The organism is Sphingomonas sp. (assembly GCF_019746015.1).
Taxonomy (GTDB): Bacteria; Pseudomonadota; Alphaproteobacteria; order Sphingomonadales; family Sphingomonadaceae; genus Sphingomonas.
On record NZ_JAIESM010000005.1, the window covers coordinates 18,707 to 43,468 of the forward strand.

At 70.0% G+C, this 24,762-nt stretch carries 28 protein-coding genes and 1 tRNA gene; 9 read left to right on the top strand and 20 right to left on the bottom strand.

Annotated elements, in window-relative coordinates; all coding sequences use genetic code 11:
* Nucleotides 1–45 precede the first annotated feature (45 nt).
* Nucleotides 46–657 (bottom strand): hypothetical protein, encoded by a 612-nt coding sequence (locus K2Y03_RS00425; protein ID WP_294087357.1) that lies wholly within the window; start codon nt 655–657, stop codon nt 46–48.
* Between the two features lie 116 nt (nt 658–773).
* Here K2Y03_RS00425 and K2Y03_RS00430 point away from each other — a divergent pair, with 116 nt between their 5' ends.
* The 3 genes from K2Y03_RS00430 to K2Y03_RS00440 all read left to right on the top strand — a co-directional run bounded on the left by K2Y03_RS00430 (nt 774) and on the right by K2Y03_RS00440 (nt 3,412).
* Complete coding sequence (locus tag K2Y03_RS00430) at nt 774–2,561, top strand: aminopeptidase P family protein (protein WP_294087360.1); 1,788 nt, start codon at nt 774–776, stop codon at nt 2,559–2,561.
* Nucleotides 2,562–2,585: 24 nt separating this feature from the next.
* A complete protein-coding gene (locus tag K2Y03_RS00435) occupies nt 2,586–2,975 on the top strand; it encodes a cupin (protein WP_294087362.1) in 390 nt (129 codons plus the stop codon).
* A gap of 65 nt (nt 2,976–3,040) precedes the next feature.
* On the top strand, nt 3,041–3,412 hold the full coding sequence (locus K2Y03_RS00440) for a VOC family protein (protein ID WP_294087364.1): 372 nt from the start codon (nt 3,041–3,043) through the stop codon (nt 3,410–3,412).
* Here the strand turns inward: K2Y03_RS00440 and K2Y03_RS00445 are convergent.
* Nucleotides 3,402–3,563: a hypothetical protein gene (locus tag K2Y03_RS00445; protein ID WP_294087366.1), complete on the bottom strand. Its 162-nt coding sequence runs from the start codon at nt 3,561–3,563 to the stop codon at nt 3,402–3,404. The genes K2Y03_RS00440 and K2Y03_RS00445 overlap by 11 nt on opposite strands.
* Before the next feature lie 86 nt (nt 3,564–3,649).
* On the opposite strand from K2Y03_RS00445, the gene K2Y03_RS00450 reads away from it, so the two are divergent.
* Nucleotides 3,650–3,724, top strand: a tRNA-Thr gene (locus K2Y03_RS00450).
* Nucleotides 3,725–3,743: 19 nt separating this feature from the next.
* Here K2Y03_RS00450 and K2Y03_RS00455 read toward each other — a convergent pair.
* The 3 genes from K2Y03_RS00455 to K2Y03_RS00465 all read right to left on the bottom strand — a co-directional run bounded on the left by K2Y03_RS00455 (nt 3,744) and on the right by K2Y03_RS00465 (nt 6,601).
* Entirely contained in the window at nt 3,744–5,483 is a 1,740-nt protein-coding gene (locus K2Y03_RS00455) for a DUF885 family protein (RefSeq protein ID WP_294087367.1), read from the bottom strand.
* Between the two features lie 61 nt (nt 5,484–5,544).
* Nucleotides 5,545–6,081, bottom strand: coding sequence for a pyridoxamine 5'-phosphate oxidase family protein (locus K2Y03_RS00460; RefSeq protein ID WP_294087369.1), 537 nt, complete (start codon nt 6,079–6,081; stop codon nt 5,545–5,547).
* 43 nt (nt 6,082–6,124) lie between these two features.
* Nucleotides 6,125–6,601: a TlpA family protein disulfide reductase gene (locus tag K2Y03_RS00465; protein WP_367114737.1), complete on the bottom strand. Its 477-nt coding sequence runs from the start codon at nt 6,599–6,601 to the stop codon at nt 6,125–6,127.
* A gap of 160 nt (nt 6,602–6,761) precedes the next feature.
* Between K2Y03_RS00465 and argH the strand changes: the two genes are divergently transcribed.
* Genes argH through K2Y03_RS00490 form a run of 5 tightly spaced genes read left to right on the top strand, consistent with a single transcriptional unit; the run spans nt 6,762 to nt 11,354 of the window.
* Nucleotides 6,762–8,138 carry an argininosuccinate lyase gene (gene argH / locus K2Y03_RS00470; protein ID WP_294087371.1) on the top strand — a complete coding sequence of 459 codons (1,377 nt, stop codon included), beginning with the start codon at nt 6,762–6,764 and terminating at the stop codon, nt 8,136–8,138.
* Complete coding sequence (locus K2Y03_RS00475) at nt 8,138–8,386, top strand: hypothetical protein (protein WP_294087372.1); 249 nt, start codon at nt 8,138–8,140, stop codon at nt 8,384–8,386. Before argH ends, K2Y03_RS00475 begins: the two co-directional genes overlap by 1 nt.
* Before the next feature lie 3 nt (nt 8,387–8,389).
* Nucleotides 8,390–9,646, top strand: coding sequence for a diaminopimelate decarboxylase (lysA, locus tag K2Y03_RS00480; RefSeq protein WP_294087373.1), 1,257 nt, complete (start codon nt 8,390–8,392; stop codon nt 9,644–9,646).
* Entirely contained in the window at nt 9,637–10,407 is a 771-nt protein-coding gene (locus tag K2Y03_RS00485) for an NAD(P)-dependent oxidoreductase (protein ID WP_294087374.1), read from the top strand. Before lysA ends, K2Y03_RS00485 begins: the two co-directional genes overlap by 10 nt.
* A complete protein-coding gene (locus K2Y03_RS00490; RefSeq protein WP_294087375.1) occupies nt 10,404–11,354 on the top strand; it encodes a CorA family divalent cation transporter in 951 nt (316 codons plus the stop codon). The genes K2Y03_RS00485 and K2Y03_RS00490 overlap by 4 nt, the downstream gene beginning before the upstream one ends.
* Here K2Y03_RS00490 and K2Y03_RS00495 read toward each other — a convergent pair.
* From K2Y03_RS00495 to K2Y03_RS00565, 15 genes are all read right to left on the bottom strand, one after another.
* Entirely contained in the window at nt 11,329–11,925 is a 597-nt protein-coding gene (locus K2Y03_RS00495) for a response regulator (RefSeq protein WP_294087376.1), read from the bottom strand. The two genes, K2Y03_RS00490 and K2Y03_RS00495, sit on opposite strands and share 26 nt — an antisense overlap.
* A 109-nt stretch (nt 11,926–12,034) precedes the next feature.
* Nucleotides 12,035–12,436 carry a flagellar export chaperone FliS gene (gene fliS, locus K2Y03_RS00500; RefSeq protein ID WP_294087380.1) on the bottom strand — a complete coding sequence of 134 codons (402 nt, stop codon included), beginning with the start codon at nt 12,434–12,436 and terminating at the stop codon, nt 12,035–12,037.
* Nucleotides 12,433–13,863, bottom strand: a complete 1,431-nt coding sequence (gene fliD, locus K2Y03_RS00505; protein ID WP_294087383.1) for a flagellar filament capping protein FliD — start codon at nt 13,861–13,863, stop codon at nt 12,433–12,435. Before fliD ends, fliS begins: the two co-directional genes overlap by 4 nt.
* 48 nt (nt 13,864–13,911) lie before the next feature.
* Nucleotides 13,912–15,042, bottom strand: coding sequence for a flagellar biosynthesis protein FlhB (locus K2Y03_RS00510; RefSeq protein ID WP_294087384.1), 1,131 nt, complete (start codon nt 15,040–15,042; stop codon nt 13,912–13,914).
* Nucleotides 15,042–15,815: a flagellar biosynthetic protein FliR gene (gene fliR / locus K2Y03_RS00515; protein ID WP_294087385.1), complete on the bottom strand. Its 774-nt coding sequence runs from the start codon at nt 15,813–15,815 to the stop codon at nt 15,042–15,044. Before fliR ends, K2Y03_RS00510 begins: the two co-directional genes overlap by 1 nt.
* Nucleotides 15,816–15,817: 2 nt before the next feature.
* Nucleotides 15,818–16,087: a flagellar biosynthetic protein FliQ gene (locus K2Y03_RS00520; protein WP_294087386.1), complete on the bottom strand. Its 270-nt coding sequence runs from the start codon at nt 16,085–16,087 to the stop codon at nt 15,818–15,820.
* A gap of 3 nt (nt 16,088–16,090) precedes the next feature.
* Nucleotides 16,091–16,960 carry a flagellar type III secretion system pore protein FliP gene (gene fliP / locus K2Y03_RS00525; protein ID WP_294087387.1) on the bottom strand — a complete coding sequence of 290 codons (870 nt, stop codon included), beginning with the start codon at nt 16,958–16,960 and terminating at the stop codon, nt 16,091–16,093.
* Entirely contained in the window at nt 16,957–17,211 is a 255-nt protein-coding gene (locus K2Y03_RS00530) for a flagellar biosynthetic protein FliO (protein WP_294087389.1), read from the bottom strand. Before K2Y03_RS00530 ends, fliP begins: the two co-directional genes overlap by 4 nt.
* A 3-nt stretch (nt 17,212–17,214) precedes the next feature.
* Nucleotides 17,215–17,511, bottom strand: coding sequence for a flagellar motor switch protein FliN (fliN, locus tag K2Y03_RS00535; RefSeq protein WP_294087391.1), 297 nt, complete (start codon nt 17,509–17,511; stop codon nt 17,215–17,217).
* Nucleotides 17,508–18,461: a flagellar motor switch protein FliM gene (locus K2Y03_RS00540; protein WP_294087394.1), complete on the bottom strand. Its 954-nt coding sequence runs from the start codon at nt 18,459–18,461 to the stop codon at nt 17,508–17,510. The genes fliN and K2Y03_RS00540 overlap by 4 nt, the downstream gene beginning before the upstream one ends.
* 6 nt (nt 18,462–18,467) lie before the next feature.
* The gene (gene fliL / locus K2Y03_RS00545; RefSeq protein WP_294087397.1) at nt 18,468–19,082 is read right to left on the bottom strand and encodes a flagellar basal body-associated protein FliL; all 615 of its coding nucleotides are present in this window, start codon (nt 19,080–19,082) and stop codon (nt 18,468–18,470) included.
* A gap of 32 nt (nt 19,083–19,114) precedes the next feature.
* On the bottom strand, nt 19,115–22,192 hold the full coding sequence (locus tag K2Y03_RS00550) for a flagellar hook-length control protein FliK (protein WP_294087399.1): 3,078 nt from the start codon (nt 22,190–22,192) through the stop codon (nt 19,115–19,117).
* Between the two features lie 41 nt (nt 22,193–22,233).
* Nucleotides 22,234–22,659, bottom strand: a complete 426-nt coding sequence (locus K2Y03_RS00555; RefSeq protein WP_294087400.1) for a hypothetical protein — start codon at nt 22,657–22,659, stop codon at nt 22,234–22,236.
* The gene (locus K2Y03_RS00560; RefSeq protein WP_294087401.1) at nt 22,652–23,992 is read right to left on the bottom strand and encodes a FliI/YscN family ATPase; all 1,341 of its coding nucleotides are present in this window, start codon (nt 23,990–23,992) and stop codon (nt 22,652–22,654) included. Before K2Y03_RS00560 ends, K2Y03_RS00555 begins: the two co-directional genes overlap by 8 nt.
* Complete coding sequence (locus K2Y03_RS00565) at nt 23,986–24,759, bottom strand: FliH/SctL family protein (RefSeq protein WP_294087402.1); 774 nt, start codon at nt 24,757–24,759, stop codon at nt 23,986–23,988. Before K2Y03_RS00565 ends, K2Y03_RS00560 begins: the two co-directional genes overlap by 7 nt.
* Between the last annotated feature and the right edge of the window lie 3 nt (nt 24,760–24,762).

The following is a 24,762-nucleotide window of genomic DNA, read 5'->3' on the forward strand; positions in this document are numbered from 1 at the left end:
GGGTTTAGCGGGCTGCGGCCGCGCCCGTCGAGAGGGAAGCGGCGCTTATGCCTTGGGCGCGCGCGCGGCGGATCCGTTCAGCTTTTCCATCCGATCGGCATAATGGTTCATCACCGCTTCGGGATCATTGCCGATCTGGTCGAGCTGGTCGAGCCAGTCGCGGTGCGACCGGCGCAGCGATGCGGGATTGCTGACCGCCTTCAGCGCGGAAACATAGGCCAGCCGAAGATTATAGTCGGCAGTCGCCAGTTCCCAATGGTTGCAAACCATCCGCCGGCTGGTGCTGGCGCTGGCATCGCATGGAAAATTCTGCACGCGCGAGGCGGCGGCCGGATCGGGCGGGCTCAGCGTGAACGCGGCATGCCGTGCCGCGTCGCCGCTGCCCAGATTGACGCCGGTCACCGATTCAACCCGTTGGGCGATCGCCGAGACGACCGCGCGCTGCCGCTCCATGCCGGAGTCGGACTGCGAGGAGAAATAGGCAAAACCGCCAAACACCGCGGCCGAGCCGCCTACCATCAGCAGAACCAGGCGCACCGCCAGCTTGCGCGGCATGCCGACATAGCGGCGCTGCATCGGGCATGCGCTGACCTGGCAACGCGACAGCGTGACCTTGTCGACGGTGCGATCACAGAATTTGCAACGCTTCTTACCCATGGCCCCACCATGGCACGACAAGGTTAAAGCAATGTTAGCCGCGTTTGGCGGCCGCGCCGGTTGCCTCGCCGGCGGGTTCTGCGGCAAAGAGGCGTGGCAGGAAAGAGAGGATCACCATGTCGACCCATGCAGACCGGCTGTCGGCGCTGCGCGCTGAACTGCGCACCCGTGCGCTGGACGGCTTTGTCATCCCGCTGACCGACGAGCATATGAGCGAATATGTCGGCGATTATGCCCAGCGGCTGGCCTGGCTGACCGGGTTTCAGGGCTCGGCCGGCACCGCGGTGGTGCTGTCGGATGCCGCCGCGATCTTCGTCGACGGGCGCTACACCATCCAGGTGCGCGAGCAGGTGAGTGCCGAGCATTGGGCCTATGTCGGCGTGCCGCAGTCGAGCGTCGCGCGCTGGCTGTCGCAGCATGCAGCACCCGGTGCGCGGATCGGCTATGACCCCTGGCTCCACACCAGCGGCTGGGTGGCGGAGGCGCAGGCGGCGCTGGCCGCGCATGGCGGCACGCTGGTGCCGGTGCCGAACAATCCCGTCGATACGGTGTGGCAGGATCGGCCCGCCCCCTCGCCCGCGCTGATGGCGGTGCAGGACGAAGCGGTCGCCGGCCAGGGTTCGGCGGCCAAGCGCGCGCAGATTGCCGAGTGGCTTGCCCGGCATCAGGCCGATGCGGTGGTGCTGACCGCGCTCGATTCGATTGCGTGGCTGCTCAATGTTCGCGGCGGCGATGTGGCGCACACGCCGGTGGCGCTGGCCTATGCGATTGTCGATGCAGACGGCACCGCCGACCTGTTCGTCGCGCCCGAAAAGCTGACCGATGCCGTGCGCCAGCATCTGGGCAACGCCATCCGCCTGCACCCGCGCGAGGCGTTTGCGCCGGCGCTGGCGCGCTATGCCGGCAAGCGGGTGGCGGCCGACCCCGAACGCGCGGTGGCGGCGATCCTGTCCGCGCTGGAAGCGGGCGGCGCCACCATCATTGCCGAGCGCGATCCCGTGGTGCTGGCCAAGGCGCTGAAGAATCAGGTCGAGATTGCCGGGCACCGCGCGGCCTCCGCCCGCGATGGCGCAGCGCTCGCCCGCTTCCTGCGCTGGGTGGAGGCGGAGGCGCCCAAGGGCGGGCTGACCGAGCTCGACTGCGTCGCCAAGCTGCTCGAGTTCCGCCAGGCGACCGGCGTGCTGCGCGATACCTCGTTCGACACCATCTCGGCCACCGGCGCGCATGGCGCGATCCCGCATTACCGGGTCGATGCCGCCTCCAACGCGCCGCTGCTGCCGGGCCAGCTCTATCTGGTCGATTCGGGCGGCCAGTATCTGGACGGCACCACCGACGTGACGCGCGTGGTGCCGGTGACCGAGCCGACCGCCGAGCATCGCGACCGCTTCACCCGCGTGCTGAAGGGGCATATCGCGCTGGCGACCGCGCTGTTCCCGCCCGGCACCACCGGCGGCCAGCTCGACGCCTTTGCCCGCCGCCCCCTGTGGGAGGTGGGGCTGGATTATGCGCATGGCACCGGCCACGGCGTCGGCGCGTATCTCTCGGTGCATGAAGGGCCGCAGCGGATCGCCATGCCCAGCTATCCCGGCGGCGGCCCGGCCGAGCCGCTGCGCGCAGGCATGATCATCTCGAACGAGCCCGGCTATTACCAGGCGGGCGATTTCGGCATCCGCATCGAGAACCTCGTGCTGGTGGAAGAGCGCCAGACCGAGGGCGGCGCGATGCTGGGGTTCGAGACGCTGACCTTCGCCCCGATCGAGCGCCGGCTGATCGACACCGCGCTGCTGAGCGATGCCGAGCGCGGCTGGGTCAACGCCTATCACGCGCGCGTGCTCGACATTCTGGGGCCGCAAATGGATGCCGACGAGCGCGGCTGGCTCTATGCCAAATGCGCGCCGCTGTGACCGGTTGAGAACAGGAGCCGAGCGATGCCGTCAATGTTCACCCACCCCGCGCATCTGGGCCTGGGGGCGACCGCCCGGCCGCAGCCGGCCTTTACCGGCATGGACTGGTATGCCGATTATGTCGCGCGCACGGCGGGCGATGGCGCGGAAGGGCGGCTGGTCAGCCTCTATCGCTTCACCGAAAGCTGGGACTCGTGGGAAATGCACCCCGAGGGCGACGAGCTGGTGCTGTGCGTGGCGGGCAGCCTGACGCTGCATCAGGAAATGGCCGACGGCACCCGCGCCACGGTGCCGTTGGGCATGGGTGACTATGCCGTGAACCCGCCCGGCGCGTGGCACACTGCCGATGTGGCGGCGGAGGCGACCGCGCTGTTCATCACCGCCGGCAGGGGCACCCAGCACCGGCCACGCTGATGGATTGACGCGCCGCTTTGTTCCTGTATTGTTCCGTCATCGAGTCGGACGGAGGGACAAGCGCGATGATCGGTTATGTGACCCTGGGGACCAACGACCTGGCGCGCGCCGCGCGCTTCTATGACGCCATCGCCGCCGAAATGGGGGTGGGGCGCATGATGGAGTTCGAGAATTTCATTGCCTGGGGCAAGCCCGGCGGCGCGGCGGGCATTGGCCTCACCAAGCCGTTTGACGGCAATCCGGCAAGCGTCGGCAATGGCGTGATGGTGGCGCTCGAAGCGCGCGACCGCGCCCAGGTCGACCGGCTGCACGAGATTGCGCTGGCCCATGGCGGCACCTGCGAGGGTCCCGCCGGACCGCGCGGCGACAGCGGCTTTTACGCGGCCTATTTCCGCGACCCCGACGGCAACAAGCTCAACGCCTTCATCATGGGGTGATCGGGGGCGCGGGCGTCTCATCGGCGTCCGCGCCTGGCTCGGCCTCGGCCGACCCGTCGAGCGCGCGCGCGCGCGCCTTGCGCCGCTTCAGATTGTCGCGCAGCGCCTGCGCCAGCCGCGCGGCGCGCGCCTCGTCCCGGGGGGTTGCCATGGGTGTGTCTATCGCCGGCGCGGCCCGCCTTGACAAGCGCGCGCCCGCCGCTCATAGGCGCGGCCTCAATCCGCAAGCCCGGATTTGCTGCCGTAGCTCAGTGGTAGAGCGCATCCTTGGTAAGGCTGAGGTCGCGAGTTCAATCCTCGCCGGCAGCACCATTTTTTCCGGGCATCACCCTCACTTCTGCGTCGCGATCCAGGCGTCGACCTGCGCTTCGAGCACGTCGAGCGGCACCGCGCCCTGGCCCAGCACCACGTCGTGGAAGGCGCGCAGGTCGAATTTGGTGCCCAGCGCGGCTTCCGCCCGGGCGCGCAGCGCACGGATTTTCAGCTCGCCCATCTTGTAGCCCAGCGCCTGGCCCGGCCAGCTGATATAGCGGTTGACCTCGGCATCGATATTGGCGTCGGTCAGCGCGGTATTGTCCTTCATGAAGGCAACCGCCCGGGCCTTGCTCCACCCCTTGGCGTGGAGCCCGGTATCGACCACCAGCCGGCACGCGCGCCACATTTCATAGGACAGGCGCCCCATCGTCTTTTCGGGCGTGTCGTACAGCCCCATCTCGATGCCCAGCCGCTCGGTATAGAGCGCCCAGCCCTCCACATAGGCGGTGAAGCCGGCGGCATATTTGCGGAAACTGGGCAGCTCCAGCTCCTGCTGCAGCGCGATCTGCAGATGGTGGCCGGGCACCGCCTCATGCGCGGTCAGCGCCGGCAGCTCCCAAAGCGGGCGCTGCGGCAGTTTGGAGGTGTTCACGAAATAGGTGCCGGCAATCCCGGCGGGCGGCGCGCCGGGGCCGTAATAGGCCGTTGTCGTGCCTTCCGCCGTTTCCGCCGGAATCGCGCGAATGCCATAGGGCAGACGCGGCAGGCGGCTGAAATAGCGCGGCAACAGGCCGTCATGCCGCTTTGCCTCCAGCGCGGCGGCGGCGAGCAGTTCCTCGGGCGTTTTCGCGAAATATCTGGGGTCGCTCTTCAGCGCGGCAATGAAGGCGGCGCGGCTTGCAAAGCCGGCCTGGGTGGCGGCGGCGTCCATCTCGGCGCGGATGCGGGCGACTTCCCGCAGCCCGATCTGGTGAATTTCCTCGGGCGACAAATTGGTCGTCGTCATCTGGCGCACGCGGAAAGCATACCAGGCGGCGCCATCGGGCAGCGCCGACGCACCCACGCTCTGCCGGCATTTGGGCAGATACTCCTTCACGAAATACTCGTGGAAGGCGCGGTATTCGGGGTTCAGCACATCGGTGACGAGGGTGCGCGCGCGGGCCTGCATCGCCGCCCAGTCGGCCGCGCTGATATCGCCGGGGCGCTCGCCCTTGAACGGCGCGTAGAAGCGCGAGTCTTCGGGCGACGCGGTAATCACTCCGGTGATCGACTTTTCGATCCCGCCGATTGCGACGCAGGGCTGGGCATAGCCGGCGGCCACGCCCGCGCGGGTGATCCGCATCGCCTCGCGATTGAGCGCGGGATATTGGGCGAGCCGCGCCAGATAGCTGTCGAAATCGGCGCGGGTGCGCAGCGGCACATTCTCGGCCAGGCTCGCAAAGCCCTGATGCCAGCTATAATAGCTGGTGAACAGCACCTGCCGCGCGCCAAAGCCGTTCGCTTCCACCTGCTCCGAAAGCAGCCGCGCAAGGATCGCCTTGTTCACCCGCTCCGCCGTCGACAGCCCGGAATCGGGCACCGCGTTCAACCGCTTGAGAAAGCCTTGCGCGGCCGCTGCCTGCCGGTCGGCCTCGGCCAGGCTCACATCGCTGATCTTGTCGTCATAGCGCCGCTCGCCCAGCGCCGTTGCCTGTTCGGGATTGGTCGCCAGCCACCACGCCCAGTGATCGTCGATCACCCGCGCCAGATCGTCGGAGGGCGCCGCCAGCGCCGGCGCGGCAGTGGCCAGCAGCATCGCCGCGAGCAGCTTCTTCATCGTCCCTCTCCCCGATTGTCCCGCCAGCAAGGCTAGCCCAATCGCCGGGGGTGACAAGGGGCTAGGGCGCGAGCCAGTGGCCGGTGCCGGCCGCCAGATCGAAGCGCGCGCGGCGATGGCCGGCGGCGCACAGCCACAGCCATTCGAGCGTCTCGATCGTCACCTCGACCACGGCGAAATTATCAGCGCCGCCCTCGCCCCGGGCATCGGGCGCGGGCGGCGGCGCGGGAACGATGCTGCCCGGTGCCGCCCCGCGATAACAGGCGCGCGACATCGCCGCGCTCGCCGCCCAGCCGGCAGCCGCCACCGCATCCCCGATATGGAGCCTCGCCCGGCCCGCCAGCCGCAGCTGCACGGCACCGGCCGGATCATAGCCGTGCAGCATCACCCGGGGGTCGCCGGCCAGCTCGCGCGCCTTCTCGCTGCGCCGGTCGGTATGGACGCGCACCGTGCCCGGCCCCCGCGCCGTCGCGCGCAGCACGACGGTGCGCACATTGGGGCGGCCATCGGCGGCGATGGTGGCGAGATTGAGCGTCCGCCACGGGCTGTGCCGGTCCCCCGCCCCTTGCGCCAGCAGCGCCCAGGCCTGATCGAGCACGTCGGCGAGGCCAGAGTCCTCCGAGACCGCCGGCCCGCCCAAGTTAGAGCCCCGCGAACAGCGCGCGGCTCTCCGCGCTTGCCCAGTCGCGCCCGCCGGCCACGCGCCACAGCTCGCGCCCCTTGGCATCGTAAAGCACCGTCGTCGGCAGATTGGCGCCCAGCGCAAAGCTCAGCCCCGATTCGGTATCGAGATAGGGCGGCAGATGGCGATAGCCGCCACGCGCCACAAATGGCCCGACCTTGGCCATGCCGTCCTGATCCTGGCTGACCGCGATCACCGCGATATTGGCCTGCGCGCCGGCCAGCACATCGAGCGAGGGCAGCTCCTTCACGCACGGCGCGCACCACGTCGCCCACAGGTTCACCAGCACCGGCTTGCCGGCAAAGCGGGCGATGGTCACCGCCTTGCCCGATGCGTCCTTGAAGGCGGTGGCGGGTGCGGCCTCGCCGGCATGGCTGCGGTCGATGGCGCCCTCCACCGGGGCGGCGCGCGGCGCGGCGGGCACCTCGTCAGGCATTGGCGCGCTCGCCGGCGCGGGGGCGCTGGGCGCTTGTAGGTTGTCGGCGGATTGCCTATCGCACCCGGCGACCAGCGCGGCGCCGAGCAGGAGACAGATGATCGAGCGGGACGATCTTGAGGCCAAGGGGCAGGCGTCCAAAGGGCAGGGCTCCAACAGCATGTGGGGCGGCCGCTTTGCCGAAGGGCCGGCGGCGGTGATGCGCGAGATAAACGCCTCCATCCCGTTCGACAAGCGGCTGTGGCAGCAGGACATCGCCGCCTCGCGCGCACACGCTGCCATGCTGGGCGCGCAAGCCATCATCAGCGCGGCCGATGCCGAGGCGATTCTGGCGGGGCTGGACGCGGTTGCCGCCGATTATGCCGCGCACGGCGTGCCCGAGGATCTGGCGCTGGAAGACATCCATATGCTGACCGAGGCGCGGCTGGCCGAAAAGATCGGCGCGGCGGCCGGGCGGCTGCACACGGCCCGTTCGCGCAATGACCAGGTGGCGACCGATTTCCGCCTGTGGGTGCGCGATGCGATCGACGCGGTCGATGCCGGGCTGGCCGGGCTGCAGGCGGCGCTGCTGGCGCGCGCGGAGGAACATGCCGACAGCGTGATGCCGGGCTTCACGCATCTGCAGAGCGCGCAGCCGGTGACGCTGGGCCATCATCTGATGGCCTATCACGAAATGATCGCGCGCGACCGCAGCCGCTTTGCCGATGCGCGCGCGCGGGGCAATTTCTGCCCGCTGGGCTCCGCCGCGCTCGCCGGCACGCCCTATCCCATCGACCGCGAGGCGACGGCCCGCGCGCTTGGCTTCACCGCGCCCACGCGCAACTCGCTCGATGCGGTGTCGGACCGTGATTTCGCGCTCGATTATCTGATGACCGCCACCCAGTGCGCGCTGCATCTGTCGCGGCTGGCGGAGGAATTCGTCAACTGGGCGTCGCAGCCCTTCGGCTTTGTCGCGCTCAGTGACCAATGGTCGACCGGCAGCTCGATCATGCCGCAAAAGCGCAACCCCGACGCCGCCGAGCTGGTGCGCGGCCATGCCGGGCGCATCACTGGCTGCATGGTGGCGCTGACCATGACGATGAAGGGCCTGCCGCTCGCTTATTCAAAGGACATGCAGGACGACAAGCCGCCGGTGTTCGAGGCGCATGATCTGCTCGCACTCTCGATCGCGGCGATGACCGGCATGGTGGAGAGCGCCACTTTCCGCACCGCGCGGATGCGTGCGCTCGCCGAAGCCGGCTTTGCCACCGCCACCGACCTGGCCGACTGGCTGGTGCGCGAGGCCGGCTTGCCGTTCCGCCAGGCGCACCATGTCACCGGCCGGGTGGTGAAGCGCGCCGAGGAACTGGGCGTCTCGCTCGACCAGCTGCCGCTCGACGAACTGCAGGCGATTGACTCCGCCCTTGATGCGCGCGTCTATGCGGTGCTGGGCGTCGATGCGTCGGTGGCGGCGCGGGCAAGCTATGGCGGCACCGCGCCGGCCCGGGTTCGCGCGGCGATCGCGGCGGCCCGCACGGGCGCTGAAGGAGGCAAGTAATGCGGTCGGTCGGTCGGTCTGCGTTGGTCGGGTGCGGCATGCTCGCGCTGGCGGCGTGCGGGCAGAATAACGGGCTGAAGCCCCAGGCCGGCCAGTCGCTGCCGCGTGCGCCCTATGGCGCCACCCAGTCGCCCACCGCGGCCGAGCTGATGCGCCCCTCGCCCCAGGCGCGACCGCAGCGCAGCGACGAGCTGCTGCGCAAATCCGAAGAGCGGCGCGGCGACGAATTCGACCTGCCGCCCAGCTGAGCCATGGACCATTTCCACCTGAAGGACGGCGCGCTGTGGTGCGAGGACGTGCCGCTGGAGCGCATCGCGGCCGAGGTGGGCACGCCGGTCTATGTCTATTCCACCGCCACGCTGGAGCGGCACGCGCAGGTGTTCCGCGCCGGGCTGGCCCCGGTCGGCCGGGTGCATTTTGCGTTCGCGGTAAAGGCCAATCCCAACCTCGCGGTGCTGCGCGTGCTGGCCAAGGCGGGCTATGGCGCAGACATCGTATCGGGCGGTGAACTGGCGCGCGCGCTGGCGGCCGGCATGGCGCCCGCCGACATCGTCTTTTCCGGCGTCGGCAAGACGGTGGCCGAGCTGGAAGCGGCACTTTCCGCCGGGATCGGCCAGTTCAACATCGAGCTGGAGGAGGAAGGGCGCGTGCTCGCCGCGCTGGCCGCCGCGCGGGGCCAGGTGGCGCAGGCGGTGCTGCGGGTGAACCCCGATGTCGATGCGCGCACCCATGCCAAGATTTCCACCGGCAAGGCGGAAAACAAGTTCGGCGTCGGCGTCGATCAGGCGCCGGCCATTTTCCAGCGGCTCGCCGGGCTGCCCGGGCTCAACCTGCGCGGGGTGGCGATCCATATCGGCAGCCAGCTGCAGACGCTCGATCCGCTGGAGGCTGCCTATGTGCGGATCGGCGCGCTGGTCGGCGAATTGCGCGCGGCCGGTCACACGATCACCCATGTCGATCTGGGCGGCGGGCTGGGCGTGCCCTATCGCGCCGGCGACATCTTCCCCAGCCCCGCCGAGCTTGGCGCGATGATGGCGCGGGTGACGCGCGACTGGGACGTGACGATCATGGTCGAGCCCGGCCGGGTGATTGCGGGCAATGCCGGCGTGCTGCTGACCCGCGTCATCTGGGTGAAGCCGGGGGTGCTCTACCCCCATGTCATTGTTGATGCGGCGATGAATGATCTCGCCCGCCCCGCCCTCTATGACGCCTGGCATGATTTCGCCGCCGTCCGCCCCAGCGGTGTCCACGAGACTGTCAACATCGTCGGGCCGGTGTGCGAAAGCGGCGATACCTTCGCCACCGGCCGCCTGACCGACCAGGTGGCTGGCGGCGATCTGGCGGTGTTCCGCACCGCCGGCGCCTATGGCGCGACCATGGCCTCCACCTATAACAGCCGGGGGCTGGTGCCGGAGGTGCTGGTGTCGGGCGCGCGCTATGCCGTCGTCGCAGATCGGATCGCGCCTTCCACCATCCTGGCCGCCGAACGGGTGCCCGAATGGCTTTAGCCGAAACCGGGCTGCCGCTGTTCGTGCGGCTGGCGGGCCGGCCGGTGATCCTGCTGGGCACAGGGGCCGCGGCCGATGCCAAGCGCCGGCTGCTCGACCGGGCGGGTGCCGTGGTGGCGGGGGAGTCAGCGCCGGCCGCGCTCGCCATCGTCGCGATCGAGGATGAGGAAGAAGCGCTCGCGGCGGTCGCGCGGCTGAAGGCGCGCGGCATCCTGGTCAATGCGGTCGACCGGCCGGCTTTGTGCGATTTCACGCTGCCCGCCTTTATCGACCGGGCGCCGGTGGTGGTCGCGATCGGCACGGGCGGTGCCTCGGCCGGGCTGGCGGCGGCGCTGCGACAGCGGCTGGAGGCCTTGCTGCCCGCCGGGCTCGGCACGCTGGCGACCGCGCTTGGCGAGGCGCGCGGGGCGCTGCGTCGCGTCTTCCCCCAGGGCGACACCAGGCGGCGCGCGTTGGGGCTGGCGCTGGGCGCGGGCGGCGCGCTCGATCCGCTGGTCGATCATCCGCCGGGCGCGGTTGACCAGTGGCTTGCCGACCCCGCCCTGCCGCGCGCACGGCTGGAGCAGCTGTTCGTGCCCGCCGACCCCGACCTGCTCACCTTGCGCGATGCGCGGCTGCTGGGGGCGGCCGACCGGCTCTATCTCGCCGAGGCGATTCCGCCGATGATCCTCGCCCGTGCCCGCGCCGATGCCGACCGGATCGACGGGGTTGCCCCGCCAAGCGTGCCCGCCGGCCTGTCGCTGGAGCTGTACCGGGCATGAGCGGCTTTGCCTATGCAGTCGACGGCGCCAGCATCCAGCCGGTTGACCTTCACGATGCGGTCAACCGCACGGCCGAACTGGTGTGGATCCACCTGACCACCACCAACGAGGAGGCCGAAAGCTATCTGTGCGGCGCGGCGGGGCTGCCCGATTATATCGTCGAGCCGCTGCTGGCGGCGGAAACGCGCCCGCGCTGCGACCAGATCGGCGACGGCGCCTATCTCAACCTGCGCGGCCGGTCGAGCGACGACATGCCGATGTCCGACCCGCTCGCCTCGGTTCGCGTCTGGGCGGTGGCGGCGCGGGTGATTTCGGTGACGCGCCGGCCGATGACGGCGGTTGCGGTGGTCGAGGCACGGGTGCGCGAGGGGCACATTCACGACCCCGGCGACCTGATCGCCGAACTGGCGAGCGCCATCACCGAAGAGCTGGACCCCGAGGTCGCCGAGCTGGGCGATACGCTCGACGATTGCGAGGAACAGCTCGATCCGGGCCGCGTGTTCGAGCTGCGCCGGCAGGTTACGGCGGTCAGGGTGCAGGCGATCGCCTATCGCCGGTTTCTGAGCCCGCAACGCACCGCGATCGAGAAGCTGGGCAGCTTGCCGGTCGCGTGGTTGCACGTTGATGACCGGATGCATCTGGCCGCCGCCGCCGATCGCGCCGCGCGCATGGCCGAGGAGCTCGAATCGATCCGCGAACGCGCCGCGCTGACGCATGAAGCGCTTACCGACCTGCGCGCCGAACAGATCGACGCGCGCGCGCTGATCATCTCGATCGTGGCGATGATCTTCCTGCCGCTGACCTTCCTGACCGGGCTGCTCGGCATGAATGTGAAGGGCATTCCCTATGCGGATCAGCCCTGGGCGTTTGACGGCGTGGTGGCGGTGTGCGCGGCGATTGCCGTCGCCATCACCGGCTATTTCATCCAGCGGCACTGGTTCCGCTGACGCCCTCGATCCGGTCGTTCAGCTTTTGCAGCGAGGCGATCAGGCGCAGCCGGTCGGCGCGCGTCTCCGCCAGTTCGGCGCGGGCCTCGCCCAGTTCAACCGCCCGCGCGGCAATGCGGGCGTCGAGCGCGGCGTTGGAGCGTTTGAGTTCGGCAATCCGCCGCCCGCGCGCGATGACGCGTTCGATGCGCGCGGCCATCACCTCGAAATCGACCGGCTTGGCGACATGGTCGTCGGCGCCGGCGGCGAGCGCCTCGACCACCGCATCGCGGTCGCTGCGGCCGGTGATCATGATGACCGGCAGGTCGGCGGTGTCGCGGCTGCCGCGGATTTCGGCGAGCATGTTGAGGCCCGACATGCCCGGCATCACCATGTCGATCAGCACCAGATCGAACGGGCGCGCGGCGATCAGATCCAGCGCTTCCGGGCCATTGTCGCACAGCGCGACCAGAAAGCCGAGCTCGGTCAGCCTTTTTCCCAGCACGCCAAGCGCGGTGCGGCTGTCGTCCACCGCCAGGATGGTGCGCATCTGGCGGCGCGCTGTGCCCGGTTGTTCGCTGTCGTTGAACATGCCCTGCCCTCGTTTCAGCCGATGCTTATAGAATCGCAGGCGTTCCGATCCGGTTAACCGCTCGACAACCACGGCGGCGCGGGCGTGGCCGCTTCCTGCGATACCCCGGTCAGGCTGATTTCAGCTGCCGCCAGGCGCCGGCGATTTCGCGCAGATTATTGGCAACTTCCAGAAACGGTTCGGGATCGCGGCCAAGGCTGGCGTCCAGAATTTCCTTGCGCGCGGCGCGATAGAGGCCCGCGAGCGTGCGCGCGACATCGCCGCCGCGATCGAAATCAAGCCCGGCTTCGAGCGCGAACAGAATCGCCACCGCGCGCGCGATCTTCTCGCTCTTGATCGCGTGGTTGCCGGCGCGCACCGCTGATGCGACCGCGCCCAGCGCGCGGATCAGTTCGTCATACATCAGTTCGACCAGGCCATGCGCGTCGGCGGTCGCGGTGCGGCCGGCCAGGTCGATCTGGCGGTACATCGCCTCGGGATCGCGCCCGATGCGGCTGGCATAAGCGGTCATCGGTTGCTGCCGTTCCAGGCGTCAACCTGTTGCTGCATGAAATTCTGGGCGGAGCGATAGGCGGCGACGCGTGCATCGGTGCCGCTGAACTGGCGCGTCAGTCGCTGGCGCATCACTTCGGCCTGGTCGGTGGCGCGCTGCTGGTCGCGGCCGACCTGCTGGCGCTGGTTGGTGTAGCGCAGTTCGCTCGCACCCAGCCCGCCGACCGTGGAATTGGCGCGCGTGGCGAGCGCATCGAACGCGGCCGCCAGCCCGCCATTGGTGGAGGTAACGCCATCGGCGAACATGGCCTCCACCGCCTGCGGGCTGTCACGCAGCGCCCGGTCGAGCTGATCGGTGCGCACGGTGAGCGTGCCGTCGCGATTGGTGGCAACGCCGATTTCGGCCAGCGTGCGCGGCACGCCCGTCTCACCGGCATTGGCCAAAGTGATCTGGGTCAGCCGCCCGAGGCCCTGCTGCAGGTCGCGCGCGGCAAAGTCAGACCGCAGCGGCCCGGTTTGCGGGTCGGTCTGGGTGCGCACCTGACGGATCACTTCATTATAGGTGTCGACGAAATTCTGCACCGCTTGGCGCAGCGCATCGCTGGGCGTCTGGTTGCCGAGCGACACCACCGTGCCGGGCTGCGCCGAGACGAGATCGAGCCGCACGCCCTCGACCAGATCGGTGATGCTGTTCGAGGGGCGGGTAAAGCGCAGGCCGTCGACCACCAGCTCGGCATCCTGCGCGGATGTGCCGATGCTGGTGCCGGCCGCGCCGACGCCCACGTTCAGTGCGGCAAGGCCTGGCGCGCCGGCATCTTCGGTGGCGGTCAGCGTGAAGGCCTGGGCTTCGCCGGTCTGCCCCTTCAGCATCAGCCGCGCGCCGCCGGCATCGTTCACCACGCTGGCGGTCACCCCGGCGCGGGCGCGGTTGATCGCGCGGGCAACGCCCTCCAGGCTGTTGCTGCTGCTATCGATGGTGATGTTGACAGGGGTGCCGCTGCCCGGCGTGAAGCCGGTCATCGCGCCATTGGCGACGGTGGCGGTGCCAAGTGTCAGTGTCAGCGTGCCGGTGCCGATGGCGGCGGTGCGATCGGCGATTACGGCGCTCGCCGAAGACTGGGCCTGGGCGATGCGGCGCACCTCGACCTGGGCGGCAAAGCCGGCCAGCTTGGCGCCGGGCTGCGCGGTGGCGCGCACCACGCCCGCATTCGCGCTGGTCGCCTGCGTGGCCAGCGAGCCGCTCTTGGTCAGCGTCTTCAGCGAGGTGGCAAAGTCGCGGATCGTGCTGCGCAGCGCGCCAGCGGCGGAAAGCTGCGTGGTCAGCTGTTCCGATTTCTCGGTCAGCCGCTGGGTCTTGGCCTGGAACTGGGCATCGACCAGCGAGCCGACGAGCGCCGAATAATCGATGCCCGATCCTGCCCCCAGCGTCTTTGCGATCGAGTCCATGCGCGCGTCCTTCCCTTGTTTCCAGTAACGGCCGGTTGCGGGCGATCCTTAGGGTTTGGGGGCGATTTTGCGGCCTTCCTCGTCGAAGCGCGCGGTTGCCGGCACGTCGATATCGGGCTGCTCGGCCTCGGCGTTCAGGCCAAAGACAAAGGCGAGCACGGTGGCGATTGCCTGATACAGATCGTCGCGGATCTCCTGCCCCTCGCACGTGGTGTAATAGAGCGCGCGGGCCAGCATCGGATATTCGAGCATCGGCACGCGCGATTCGGCGGCCAGCTCGCGGATGGCAAGCGCGCTTGCCCCGCGCCCCTTGGCCACCACCACCGGCACCTGGTCCTTGCCGCGCTCATAACGCAGCGCGACGGAGAAGTGTGTCGGGTTGGTGAGCACGACATGCGCGCCGGCAACCGCCTTGCGCATGCTGCGCCGGGCAATTGCCTGCTGCCGCTGGCGGATGGCGGCCTTCTTTTCGGGGCTGCCCTCGGTCTCCTTGTGCTCGTCCTTCACTTCCTGCTTGGTCATGCGCAGCTTCTGGAGCAGCTGCACCATCTGCACAGGCACGTCGATCATCGCGATCGCCACCAGCCCGGCGGCCATGGCGAACAGCGTGCCGGTCAGCATGCCGCCAAGCGCGGCGATGCTCTGGCGCACATCGCTGGTGACGAGCCCGACCGATTGCTGGGCGATCGACAGCAGCGTGTAATAGCCGATCGCGCCCAGCAGCACGACCTTCAGCAGCGATTTCAGCAGCTCGATCCAGCCCTGCGGGCCGAAGATGCGCTTCAGCCCTTCGGCCGGGTTGATGCGCTGTGCCTTGGGCGCCATCAGCTTGGCATTGAAGCTCAAGGCGCCCAGCCCGGCCTGGCTGAAGATCGCCGCGACAATGGTGATGGCGAACAGCGCGATCATCCCCGGCGCCAGCTGCCAGCCGGCACTGGCCAACGGGCGCAGCGGCTGGAAATCGGCGACATCGGCCGCGCCGAAGGTCAGGCTCTGCGTCATCAGCGCGCGGCACCCGGCCATCAGCTGCGGCCCGAACAGCGCCAGCCAGCCACAGCCCGCCAGCACGGTGAGCGCGGTGGCGAATTCGCGCGAGCGCAGCAGCTGGCCTTCAATATAGGCGTCGCGTTTGCGCTTTTGTGTTGGCGCTTCTGTCTTGTCGCCGAACTGCTCCGCCATCAGCCGAGCACCAGGCTATTGATCGCGCCCAGCCCTTCGCGGACGATGACGACCATGAAATCCCCCATTGCCGGGAAGGCAACCGCCAGCGCCGCCACGCCCACCGCCAGGCTGATCGGCAGGCCGACCGCGAACAGGTTGAGCGACGGCGCCGAACGCGACAGCATGCCGACGATCAGGTTGAGGCAGAGCAGGATGAACCCCACCGGCAGCGCGAGCAAGAAGCCGGCGGCAAAGGCATAGCCGCCGAACAGCGCGATATCCTTCAGCTGCAACGGGTTGAGCCAGGCGCGGCCCGGCGGCAGCACCTCGTAACTGCGCGCCAGCATCTCGACCAGCATCAGATGCCCGTTCACCGACAGGAACAACAGTGTCATCAGCACCAGCAGAAACTGGCCCAGCGCCGTGGACGAGCGGCCATTTTGCGGATCGATGGCGGAGGCAAAGCCGATCCCCATCGAATTGCCGATCAGCTCGCCCGCGACCAGCGGCGCGGCAAAGGCGATCTGCAGGATGAAGCCCATCGCCAGCCCGACCAGCGCCTCTGCCGCGATGGCAAGGAAGGTGGTGAGCGCGAAAATCTGCTGCGGCACCGCGATCTGACGGCTGTTCATGATGAGAATGCCGATCGCGGCGGCCAGCGTCACCCGCACCGGCAACGGCACCGACACCGCGCCGAATACGGGGGCGGCGACAAAGGCCGCGCTCACCCGCACCATCACGAACAGCAGCACCCAGAGCTGCGGCTCGATCGAGAGGCCGAAGCCCAGCATGGTCAGTGCACCAGGTCCGGAATCCGCTCGAAAATGCCGATGGTGAAGTCGGAAAGCAGCCCCAGGATCATGCTGCCGAAGATCACCAGCGACACGCCGACCACCGCCAGCTTGGGCACGAAGCTCAAGGTCTGCTCGTTGATCGAGGTGGCCGCCTGCACCATGCCCAGGATCAGGCCCGCAAGCAGCGCCGGGATCAGGATGGGGGCCGCCGCCAGCGCCAGCACCCACAGGGCTTCATTGGCGATCGTCAGGAAGAATTGCGCGTCCATCGGCTATCTCATGAAGCTGGAGGCAAGGCTGCCCATCGTCAGTGCCCAGCCATCGACCAGCACGAACAACAGTAGCTTGAAGGGAAGCGAAATGATGGTGGGCGACACCATCATCATGCCAAGCGACATCAGCACCGTCGCCACGATCAGGTCGATCACCAGGAACGGCAGGAAGATGAGAAAGCCGATCTGGAACGCGGTTTTCAGCTCGCTGGTCACGAACGCCGGCAGCAGCACCGAATAGGGCACGTCGGCGGTGGACTTGTAGGGGCCGGTCTTGGCGATGTCCGAAAACAGCTTCAGGTCCTGCTTGCGCGTCTGCTTCATCATGAAGACGTGGAGCGGCTGGCCGGCGCGCTGGATCATCTGGGTCGCGCCGATCTGGCTGGCGGCATAGGGCTGGATGGCGGTGCGGTTCATCGTGTCGAGCGTCGGCGCCATCACGAAGAAGGACAGGAACAGCGACAGCCCGATCAGCACCTGGTTGGGCGGCGTCTGCTGCAGCCCCAGCGCCTGGCGCAGCAGCGACAGCACGATGATGATGCGGGTAAAGCTCGTCATCATCAGCACGATGCCGGGCAGAACCGACAACAGCCCCATGATGATGAGAATCTGGAGCGAGAGCGACAGGGGCGCGTTGCCACCGCCCAGATCGCCTAGCGCCCGGTCGACTGCGTCGCCCATGCCCGGCGGGGCGGGGGTGGCCGGCGGCGCGACCTGAGCAAAGGCAGGCGCGGCCACGATCAGCAGCAGCACCAGGCCCAGCGCCATGAAGATCAGCCGCGCGGCAATGCCCGAGCGCGCGCGCGGCGGCGCGGTGCGGAACAGGCTGGGGCCGGTGGCGGGGCCAAGCCGGCGGACCGACGGCGTCATTGCCCGCTCCGCTCGACCAGCGACACGCCCGAGCGCGAGACCGAGACGAGCAGCTTTGCCCCGTCAAACTCGATGACCGCCAGCTTCAGCCCCGGCGAGAGCATCATCGTCTCGCGGACCTGGATCATGCGTTCGCCCTGCTGACCGGGCAGGCGGCTTTCCAGCCGGCGCCACAGATAGAGCGAGCCGATCATCAGCCCGCACACCAGAGGCAGCAGGATGACCAGCTTCAGGATATATTCCCACATCATGGTCTAGCGGCTCGTGCGCTTGTCGGGGGCGACCAGCTCGGTCATCCGCACGCCGAAGCGATCGCCCACCGTCACCACTTCGCCGCGCCCGACGAGCGTGCCGTTGACGAACACGTCGAGCAGATCGTTGGCGGCGCGGTCCAGCTCGATCACGCTGGCCTCGCCCAGCGCCAGCAGCTCGCGCAGCGACAGGTTGGTCGACCCGATTTCGACCGTCAGCTTGACGTCGACATCCTGCAGCAGGCGGAAATTGGCCGCCACCGCACCGTCGACCGGGAATTGGCCGGTCATGTCGTTCATTGCAGGTCCCCTTCGTCCTTGCGCTCAAATCGCGTGATCTTCACGGCCGCGCGGCCATTGGCGGCGCCGGCGGTGGCCATGCCCAGCCGGTCGTTGCCGACCATCAGCGGCACTTCCGCGCCAAAGCTGATCGGAATGATGTCGCCCTCTTTCAGCGCCATCAGCTTGGTGACCGGGATCACCGGCTCGGCCAGCACCGCGCGCACGCGAAAACCCACACCCATTGCCGCGCGCGTCAGGCCGTTGCGCCACGCCGGATCGGCGCCAGCGCCGCGCGCATGCACCTTGCCCGTCAGTTGGGGCGCATGCGGCTTGAGCGCGAGCACGGGATAGAGAATGTCGATGAAGTGCGGCTTGCCCGCGCCGCTGGCGATGCCGAAGCGGGTGACGACCACCGGATCCTCGGCATCGAAGCCGCTGATCAGCGCGGCATTGCCCTCTGCCCGGCCGGGGGTGAAGGTCATCCGCGTCAGCGGTTCCCAGGCGCGCTGCAACGGCTTGACCAGCGTGTCGGCCAGCCGCGCAATCATTGCTTCGGCCGCCGGCGAGAATTCATTGGGCAGGGCGCCGTGCACCTCGCCCGCGCCACCGAAGAAATTGTCGAGCAGTTCGAGCACGAACTTGCCGTCGATCACCATCAGCGCCTGGCCAGGCGTGGGCGCCATTTTGAGCGGCTGCCACGCGGTGAGCGTGTCGGGCCGTTCGCCGCGATAGCTTGAGAAGCGTTCCACCGCGAGCGGCTCTGCCCAGACGCGCACTTCGCGGCGCAGTTGCGGCTCGAACACGCCGCGCATCGCGCGCGCGAACAGCGCCGACAGATGTTGAAGGGTGTGAAGATCCCCGAACGGGTTCACCGCCTGGCTGCCGAGCAGCGCGGCATGCGCCGCGTCGCCACGCGGTCGCCCGCGCGGCTCTGCCTCAGCTGCCAGTGGTGATCCCCCGTTAACCATGCCGGGTCACTGAACAACAAAATTGGTAAAGTAGACGTTACTAATCCCGCCGAAGCCCTCTTTTTGCTTCAGCACGGCGTTGATCGCTTTCACCAGATTGGCCTGGAGCAGGCGCTTGCCGTCCGCCGTGAACATCTGTTCCTCGGTGGCATCGCCCAGCGCCAGCAAAATGGCGGAGCGCACCGCGATCTCATGCGTCTTCAACCCATCGATGACGCGCGAATCGTAAGGCGTCGATACCGCCAGGCCGACCTGGATGAAGTGGACGCTGTCCTTCAGGTTCGACGTGAATTCCTTGTCCATCTGGTAATAGCTGGAGGCATATTTGTCGCCGCCCGCGCCCAGTGGTGCCCCGGCATGGCCGCCGCCACCGCCGCCGCCATGGCCGCCCTCGTCGCCGCCGGCGCGCTTTTCCTCGCTCTTGGGCACCAGCTTGGGCGCGTCATAGCTTTCGCCATGCTCGCCCTTGCTGCCGAGCATGCCGGTATTCATCGCATAGATGCCGCCGGCCACGCCGCCGCCCACCAGCACCAGAACCACGATGACCAGCACCAGGATCTTCACCAGCCCGTTGCCGCCCTTCTTCGCGTTCTTTTCTTCCTTGTCTTCAGCTTTCGCCATTGTTGGTCTCTCCGCGCTTGATCAGATACAAATCAGGCAATCCGCCCGCCGGATTCCGCCTGTTCCCTTACGTCAGTCTCACTTGCGAGATGGTTAGCGCGCGCGGCCGGCGGGGCGGCCTGGCGCGGCTGGCTGTGGCCGTGCTGCTGCGCCTGGGGCTGGGCCGAGCTGCCGGCGTCGATGCTGGTCTGCCCCAGTCGCAGGCCGCGCTCGGCGGCCAGATCGGCAAGGCGCGGCTGCGCGTCGATCAGCAGCTGGCGCGTCTGGGCCTGGTCGGCGGCGAGGCGGACATGGAGCGTCTCGCCCTCCTGCCGCAGCTGGACGTCGATCCGCCCCAGCCCTTCGGGGCGCAGCCGGATGCGCGTGTCCTGTGCATCGGCCATGTCGCGCACGGCCTCGATCCGGTCGATCAGCCGCTGCGGCCAGTCCTCGCGGCGCAGGTCGAGCGGGGTGCGCTCGGCGACATGCGGCGCGCGGGTCTCGGCCACGGGCGCGAGCGGCGCGGGGGCGGGGGCCTCTTCCTCACGCAGCACGCGGGCGCGCGGGCTGGCGGCGGCCATCGCGGCGGCAAAGGCGCGCGCGGCCGGCTGGGCCACGCCGATGACGGGAGCGGCCAGCACTGCTGCGGGCGCGAGCGGCTCGATTCGCGGCGCCGGCGGCGCGACGACGGGCGCGGGGATGGGGGTGGCGGTGGGCGTGCTGGCCTGCGTGTTGACGGGAGCAGCGGCGGCGGGCTGCGCAACCGGGGCGCTGGCCGCCGGGATCGCGGGCGCGGCGCTGCTGGCGGCTGGTGCCGGGGCAGCGGGCGGTGCTGCCGGGCTGGTGTTCAACGGGGCCTCGACCGCCGGTGCTGCGGGTGCCGGCGTGGTGGCGGCGATGGCCGGTGCGGTCGGCGCAACGACGGCGGGAGCAGCGGGCGCAGGCGTCTCGGCCGGGCGGCTGGCGATGCCGTTGACCGGGCGCGCTGCGGCAGCCGGCGTGGATGACGGTGTGGCCGGCGTCGATCGCGGCGCGGGTTCGGCACGCAAGGCGCCCTGGGCCTTGGTGGTGGCCGGCATGATTTCCACGCGCGCCGCGTCGGCCCGGGCGGCGAGCGGTGCGGGTAGCGGGCGCGTCTGCGGCGCGGTGAGCTGGGCTGAGCGCACGGGCGCTGCCTCGACCGCGCGGGCGATGCGCGGCGCGGTGTCGGCCCGGGGCAGCGTCGCGGCGCTGGGTGCGGCGGGCGTCCGCACCGGCGTCGAATCAGGGGTCAGCGTCTGCGGCGTGGGCGCGGCTGGCTGTGCGGCGGGCGGGGTGCGGTCGGCCGCGCGCGACTCGGGCGACGTGGCGGCGGGCGGCGCCTCGGCCAAGGCGACGGCGGGCGCAAGGGGTGTGCTCGCCGGAATGTCGGCGCGGGGGGCGGCGGGTTCGGCATCGTCGGCCGGCTCCGGCGCGGTGGGGGCGGCAACGCTGATCAGCCCGGGCGCCGCATCCTGAGCGATGACTGGGCGGACGGCGACCGGCGGCGCGCCGGCAGGGGCGTGCGCGCTCGGCGGCGTCACCGGCACAGCGGCCGGAGCGATCGGCGCGGCGCGTATCTCGGCGGGCGCGGTGGACTGGGGCTGTGGCGCCACCGGCACGTCGAGCGGCGCGGCGGGTGGCGTCAGCGTGTCTTCGGCTGGGAGCGGCACCGGGCTGGGGCTGGTGACCGCGACAAGGATCGGCGTCTCAGGGAGCGACGGCGTGTCCACTGGCGGCTTTGCGCGGGGGCGGGCGGGCTGCTGCGGCTGCTCGGGCGTGCTCTGCCGGGCGCGGGCGGGCGCGTCGGCAGGCAGCGGCTTGGCACGGGCGGCGCGCAGTGGTGCGGCGGCGGCGGGCGACGGAGTCGGTTCGCGCGGCGGCTCGGCTGGCGCTTCGCGCGCGGCAGCCTCGGCAATGATCGCGGCGACCGGCGCCTGCAGCGGGGCGACCGGCGCGGGCTGGGCCGGTGGCGTATCGGCCGGCGCGCGACCATCGGCGGCGCGCGGGGCGGGTGCGGGATCGGCGGGAGCAGCTTGGGTGTCCGCGCCCTGGGCGGTGGGCGCCGGGGTGACCGCCGGGAGTGCCGGGGTGATGGCGGGCGCGGGCGTTACGCTCGCCGGTGCGGGTGCAGCCGGACGGGCGGGCGGCGTCGCGGGCTGCGCGATCTCGCCGGGCTGTGCGTCATCGGGTCGTGCGACAGTCGGCCGGCCCTCCGCCAGGGCCGGCAGCGGCGCGGGCGGCGGGGCAGGCGGCTGCGTGGGTGTGGCCCGGCGCGCGCGCGGTTCTACGGCCGGGGCAAGGCCGGGCGCGGCATCGGCGCTCCCCTCGGGCGCATCGGCGCCGTCGGCCACCGCCGGTACCCGGACCACGGCCGGCGCTTCTGCAACCTGCGCCGGGCGCGGCCGGATGGCAGGCGCGACATCCGCAACAGGCGTCACCTCGGCGGGTGCGGTCTCGACGGAATTGTCAGCCGTCGCTTCGGCTGGCGCGCTGTCTGTGAGTGCGGGCGCAGCGCCGGGCAAGGGGCGCGCAGCGTCGGGTCGTGCGGCTGCGGCCGCGACCGGCCGGGGCAAATTGGGCAGCGGTGGTGCGGGCTGGCCCGGCGCAGGCTCGCGCAGTTCAGACGGGCGCAGCGCGGGCTGCGTCAGGCCGGGCTGGGGCAGGCTGGGCAGGGCAGTGCTGGCGGCAAGGTTCTGCCGCCGCCCGGCAAAACCGCGCAGGGCCTGCCGGCCATCGACCGCCGCCGCGATGGGCAGCGGGACGGGCTGCGGTGTGGAGTCGGGTGCGAACTGGTTCACGGGCTGGGGCGCGGGCGCCACCGGCACGGCGATCGCGCCTGGCGTGGCAACGGCGAGGGCCGGCGCCGGGTTGGCAGCCGGTGCGGCGACGAGCGGGGCAGGCGCGACCTCTGCTGCCGGGCTGGCGATAGCGGGATTCAACCCGGGCACCGCCGCTGCGGTTGCCGGCGCCGCCACCGAACCAGCCGCTTCGGCCGGCATCGCGCCCAAGAGCGCGGCAAAACTGTCCGCAGCGCCGGGATTGGCGGCCGCAATCGCGCCCACGTTCAGGGGTGTAACACCGGTGGCAAGCGCGATTGAAACAGTCTGCATCTCATCCATCCCACGCGGGCGCGATGGCCCCGCAAGGGGGATCAGCAAGGATCGTGCCGAACCTTGCGGATGGGCGGCGCATTTTGCAGCGCGCGCATTTCCTTCAGCGCCGCCTCGGTCGCACGCTTGGCGATCAGCTTCTCGATCGCGCTCTGGTCGCGCCGGGCTTCGCGGGTGGCGTCGGCGGCGCGCTCGGCCTGGGCGACGGCCTGGGCAACGCGCGCTTCGGCGGCGCTGGCGGACTGGTGCAGCCGTTCGCGGTAGTGCGCCGCCGCCTTCAGGCTGAACGCGGCCGCTGCGGCATCGGTAACGGGGGCGATGTTGGCGGCAAGCGCGGCGATCCGGTCGCGCAGCGCGGTTTCGCTGGCCAGCTTTTCCTGCGCGCGTGCTTCCTCGGCGCGCACCATGCCCAGTTGCACGTCGCGCACGCGCAGAATGCGGTCGAGCGCGGCGCCCTTCCTAGCCATCGCCGAACACGCCGATCAGCTCGTTCACTGCCTCGTCATGCGCCACCGTCTCGTCGGGCGCCTGGCGGACATAGTCCAGAATGGCGGGGTGATAGGCGATGGCCGCGTCGATGGCGGGGTCGGCGCCGGCGCGATAGGCGCCCATCAGCACCAGATCGCGATTTTCCTCATAAGTGGCCAGATGCCCGCGCAGCTTGCGCGCCGCCATCGCATGTTCGCGGCCGACAATATCGGTCATCACCCGGCTGACCGAGGGACCGATGTCGATGGCGGGGTAAACGCCGCGCTCGGCCAGCGCCCGGCTGAGCACGATATGCCCGTCCAGGATCGAACGGGCACTGTCCACCACTGGATCGTTGCCGTCATCGCCATCGGCCAGCACGGTATAGATGGCAGTGATCGACCCGCCCGAAGTGACACAGGTGCCGGCCCGCTCGATGAGGTTGGGCAGCATGGCAATGGCCGAGGGCGGATAGCCGCGCGCACTGGCCGGTTCGCCCAGCGCCAGCCCGATCTCGCGGCCGGCATGCGCGACGCGGGTGAGCGAATCCATGATCAGCAGCACATTCTTGCCCTCGGCGCGGAACGCCTCGGCAATGGCGGTCGCGCGCAGGGCGCCGCGGATGCGCAGCACCGGCGAATGATTGGCGGGCACCGCCACCACCACCGACCGCGCGCGCGCCTCGCCCGCCACCTTGGTTTCCAGAAAGTCGGCCACTTCGCGGCTGCGCTCGCCGATCAGGCCGATCACGATCACATCGGCGCGCGCGGCGCGCACGATCATGCCCAGCAGCACCGATTTGCCCACGCCCGACCCGGCCATGATGCCGATGCGCTGGCCCTGGCCGATGGTGAGCAGCCCGTTGATCGCGCGCACACCGACGTCGAGCGGCTGGAGCACGCGGCCCCGGTCCAGCGGCGATTGCAGCTTGCCGGCCAGCGGCCAGTGGCCGGCGCCGCGAATGGCGCCCAGCCCGTCAATCGGCTTGCCCGCGCCATCGACCACGCGGCCGAGCAGCGCGTCTCCCACTTCGGCCTCGCCCGGCGCGCCAATCGGCCGCACCGGCGCCTGGGGCAGGAGCGGCGCCGGGCCGCCCAGATTCATCAACAGCGTCTTGCCGCCGCGAAAGCCGATCACCTCGGCCTCCACCCGGCCGCGCCCGTCCTTGCCGCCATTGCCCACCGCACACACGGTACCGACCGGCAACGACAGGCCGGTTGCCTCCATCAGCAGCCCGTCGAACGAGGCGAGCCGCCCCGAAATGCTGGGCCGGGGCGCGACATCGGCCTGGCCGAGCGCGTCCAGATAATCGGCGGTGAAGCGGTTCAGCATGACGGCAGCGGCACCCGCTCGATCGCGGCGCTCAGCTGGTCGAACCACAATTCGGGGCCTTCCTCGACAATGGTGGCGGCCGATTCGAGCACGAAATGCCCGCGCGCGACGCTGTTGTCGGCAATCGGGAACAAAGTGGGCGGCAGATGCTCCTTCAGCAGCGCGGCATCGTCCGGGTGGACGCGCAGCACGGCGGCTTCGGCGGTGTCGGCAATCATGTCGGCGGCCGCCTTGATGCGCCCGGCCATCCGCTCCGGCGCCACGCCCACTTCGCCCACCAGCTGCCGCGCGAGCAGGATGACGGCATCGCGCAGCTGCTGCGCCAGCCGCTCGCGGTCGATCCGTTCCGGGCTGCTCAGCGCGGCGGCAATGCCGGCGACCAAGCCAGCCTGCTGCTCGGCATGCGCGTCCATATGCTGCGCCGCCAGGGCCTCGGCATGGGCGAGTCCTTCGGCAAAACCGGCCGCACGGGCGCGCGCAATCGGGTCTTCAAAGCCGCTATCGGCGTCGCGCGGGTCCCAGGTGTCGGCGGCCTTGTCGTCGGGCTCCGCCGGCTTGAAATGCTTTGGCTTGGCGCCTTCGGGCTTGAAGCTTTTCGGGCCGATCGGGCGCGCGGTGAAAGTTTCGCTCGTTTCCAATGGCTTGGTCGGCGCACTGCCGGCGGCGGCCAGATCGATCGGGGTAAAGCCGGCACTGCTCGCGGCCAGCCGCGCGGCGGCCCCGGCATCGGCCCGGGTCGGCAGGCCGGCGGCGAAACCGTCGTCCAACCT

What these genes read in the sequence shown, in the direction of transcription:
- fliN (WP_294087391.1), bottom strand. Translation starts at nt 17,511, where the DNA reads ATGAACGACATGACCGGCCAATTCCCGGTCGACGGTGCGGTGGCGGCC.
- argH (WP_294087371.1), top strand. Translation starts at nt 6,762, where the DNA reads ATGTGGGGCGGCCGCTTTGCCGAAGGGCCGGCGGCGGTGATGCGCGAG.
- K2Y03_RS00520 (WP_294087386.1), bottom strand. Translation starts at nt 16,087, where the DNA reads ATGGACGCGCAATTCTTCCTGACGATCGCCAATGAAGCCCTGTGGGTG.
- K2Y03_RS00540 (WP_294087394.1), bottom strand. Translation starts at nt 18,461, where the DNA reads ATGGTTAACGGGGGATCACCACTGGCAGCTGAGGCAGAGCCGCGCGGG.
- K2Y03_RS00435 (WP_294087362.1), top strand. Translation starts at nt 2,586, where the DNA reads ATGCCGTCAATGTTCACCCACCCCGCGCATCTGGGCCTGGGGGCGACC.
- K2Y03_RS00445 (WP_294087366.1), bottom strand. Translation starts at nt 3,563, where the DNA reads ATGGCAACCCCCCGGGACGAGGCGCGCGCCGCGCGGCTGGCGCAGGCG.
- fliL (WP_294087397.1), bottom strand. Translation starts at nt 19,082, where the DNA reads ATGGCGAAAGCTGAAGACAAGGAAGAAAAGAACGCGAAGAAGGGCGGC.
- fliD (WP_294087383.1), bottom strand. Translation starts at nt 13,863, where the DNA reads ATGGACTCGATCGCAAAGACGCTGGGGGCAGGATCGGGCATCGATTAT.
- K2Y03_RS00475 (WP_294087372.1), top strand. Translation starts at nt 8,138, where the DNA reads ATGCGGTCGGTCGGTCGGTCTGCGTTGGTCGGGTGCGGCATGCTCGCG.
- fliS (WP_294087380.1), bottom strand. Translation starts at nt 12,436, where the DNA reads ATGACCGCTTATGCCAGCCGCATCGGGCGCGATCCCGAGGCGATGTAC.
- K2Y03_RS00455 (WP_294087367.1), bottom strand. Translation starts at nt 5,483, where the DNA reads ATGAAGAAGCTGCTCGCGGCGATGCTGCTGGCCACTGCCGCGCCGGCG.
- K2Y03_RS00490 (WP_294087375.1), top strand. Translation starts at nt 10,404, where the DNA reads ATGAGCGGCTTTGCCTATGCAGTCGACGGCGCCAGCATCCAGCCGGTT.
- K2Y03_RS00560 (WP_294087401.1), bottom strand. Translation starts at nt 23,992, where the DNA reads ATGCTGAACCGCTTCACCGCCGATTATCTGGACGCGCTCGGCCAGGCC.
- fliP (WP_294087387.1), bottom strand. Translation starts at nt 16,960, where the DNA reads ATGACGCCGTCGGTCCGCCGGCTTGGCCCCGCCACCGGCCCCAGCCTG.
- K2Y03_RS00495 (WP_294087376.1), bottom strand. Translation starts at nt 11,925, where the DNA reads ATGTTCAACGACAGCGAACAACCGGGCACAGCGCGCCGCCAGATGCGC.
- K2Y03_RS00440 (WP_294087364.1), top strand. Translation starts at nt 3,041, where the DNA reads ATGATCGGTTATGTGACCCTGGGGACCAACGACCTGGCGCGCGCCGCG.
- K2Y03_RS00550 (WP_294087399.1), bottom strand. Translation starts at nt 22,192, where the DNA reads ATGCAGACTGTTTCAATCGCGCTTGCCACCGGTGTTACACCCCTGAAC.
- K2Y03_RS00530 (WP_294087389.1), bottom strand. Translation starts at nt 17,211, where the DNA reads ATGATGTGGGAATATATCCTGAAGCTGGTCATCCTGCTGCCTCTGGTG.
- K2Y03_RS00465 (WP_367114737.1), bottom strand. Translation starts at nt 6,601, where the DNA reads ATGCCTGACGAGGTGCCCGCCGCGCCGCGCGCCGCCCCGGTGGAGGGC.
- K2Y03_RS00430 (WP_294087360.1), top strand. Translation starts at nt 774, where the DNA reads ATGTCGACCCATGCAGACCGGCTGTCGGCGCTGCGCGCTGAACTGCGC.
- K2Y03_RS00555 (WP_294087400.1), bottom strand. Translation starts at nt 22,659, where the DNA reads ATGGCTAGGAAGGGCGCCGCGCTCGACCGCATTCTGCGCGTGCGCGAC.
- fliR (WP_294087385.1), bottom strand. Translation starts at nt 15,815, where the DNA reads ATGCTGGGCTTCGGCCTCTCGATCGAGCCGCAGCTCTGGGTGCTGCTG.
- K2Y03_RS00510 (WP_294087384.1), bottom strand. Translation starts at nt 15,042, where the DNA reads ATGGCGGAGCAGTTCGGCGACAAGACAGAAGCGCCAACACAAAAGCGC.
- K2Y03_RS00485 (WP_294087374.1), top strand. Translation starts at nt 9,637, where the DNA reads ATGGCTTTAGCCGAAACCGGGCTGCCGCTGTTCGTGCGGCTGGCGGGC.
- K2Y03_RS00425 (WP_294087357.1), bottom strand. Translation starts at nt 657, where the DNA reads ATGGGTAAGAAGCGTTGCAAATTCTGTGATCGCACCGTCGACAAGGTC.
- lysA (WP_294087373.1), top strand. Translation starts at nt 8,390, where the DNA reads ATGGACCATTTCCACCTGAAGGACGGCGCGCTGTGGTGCGAGGACGTG.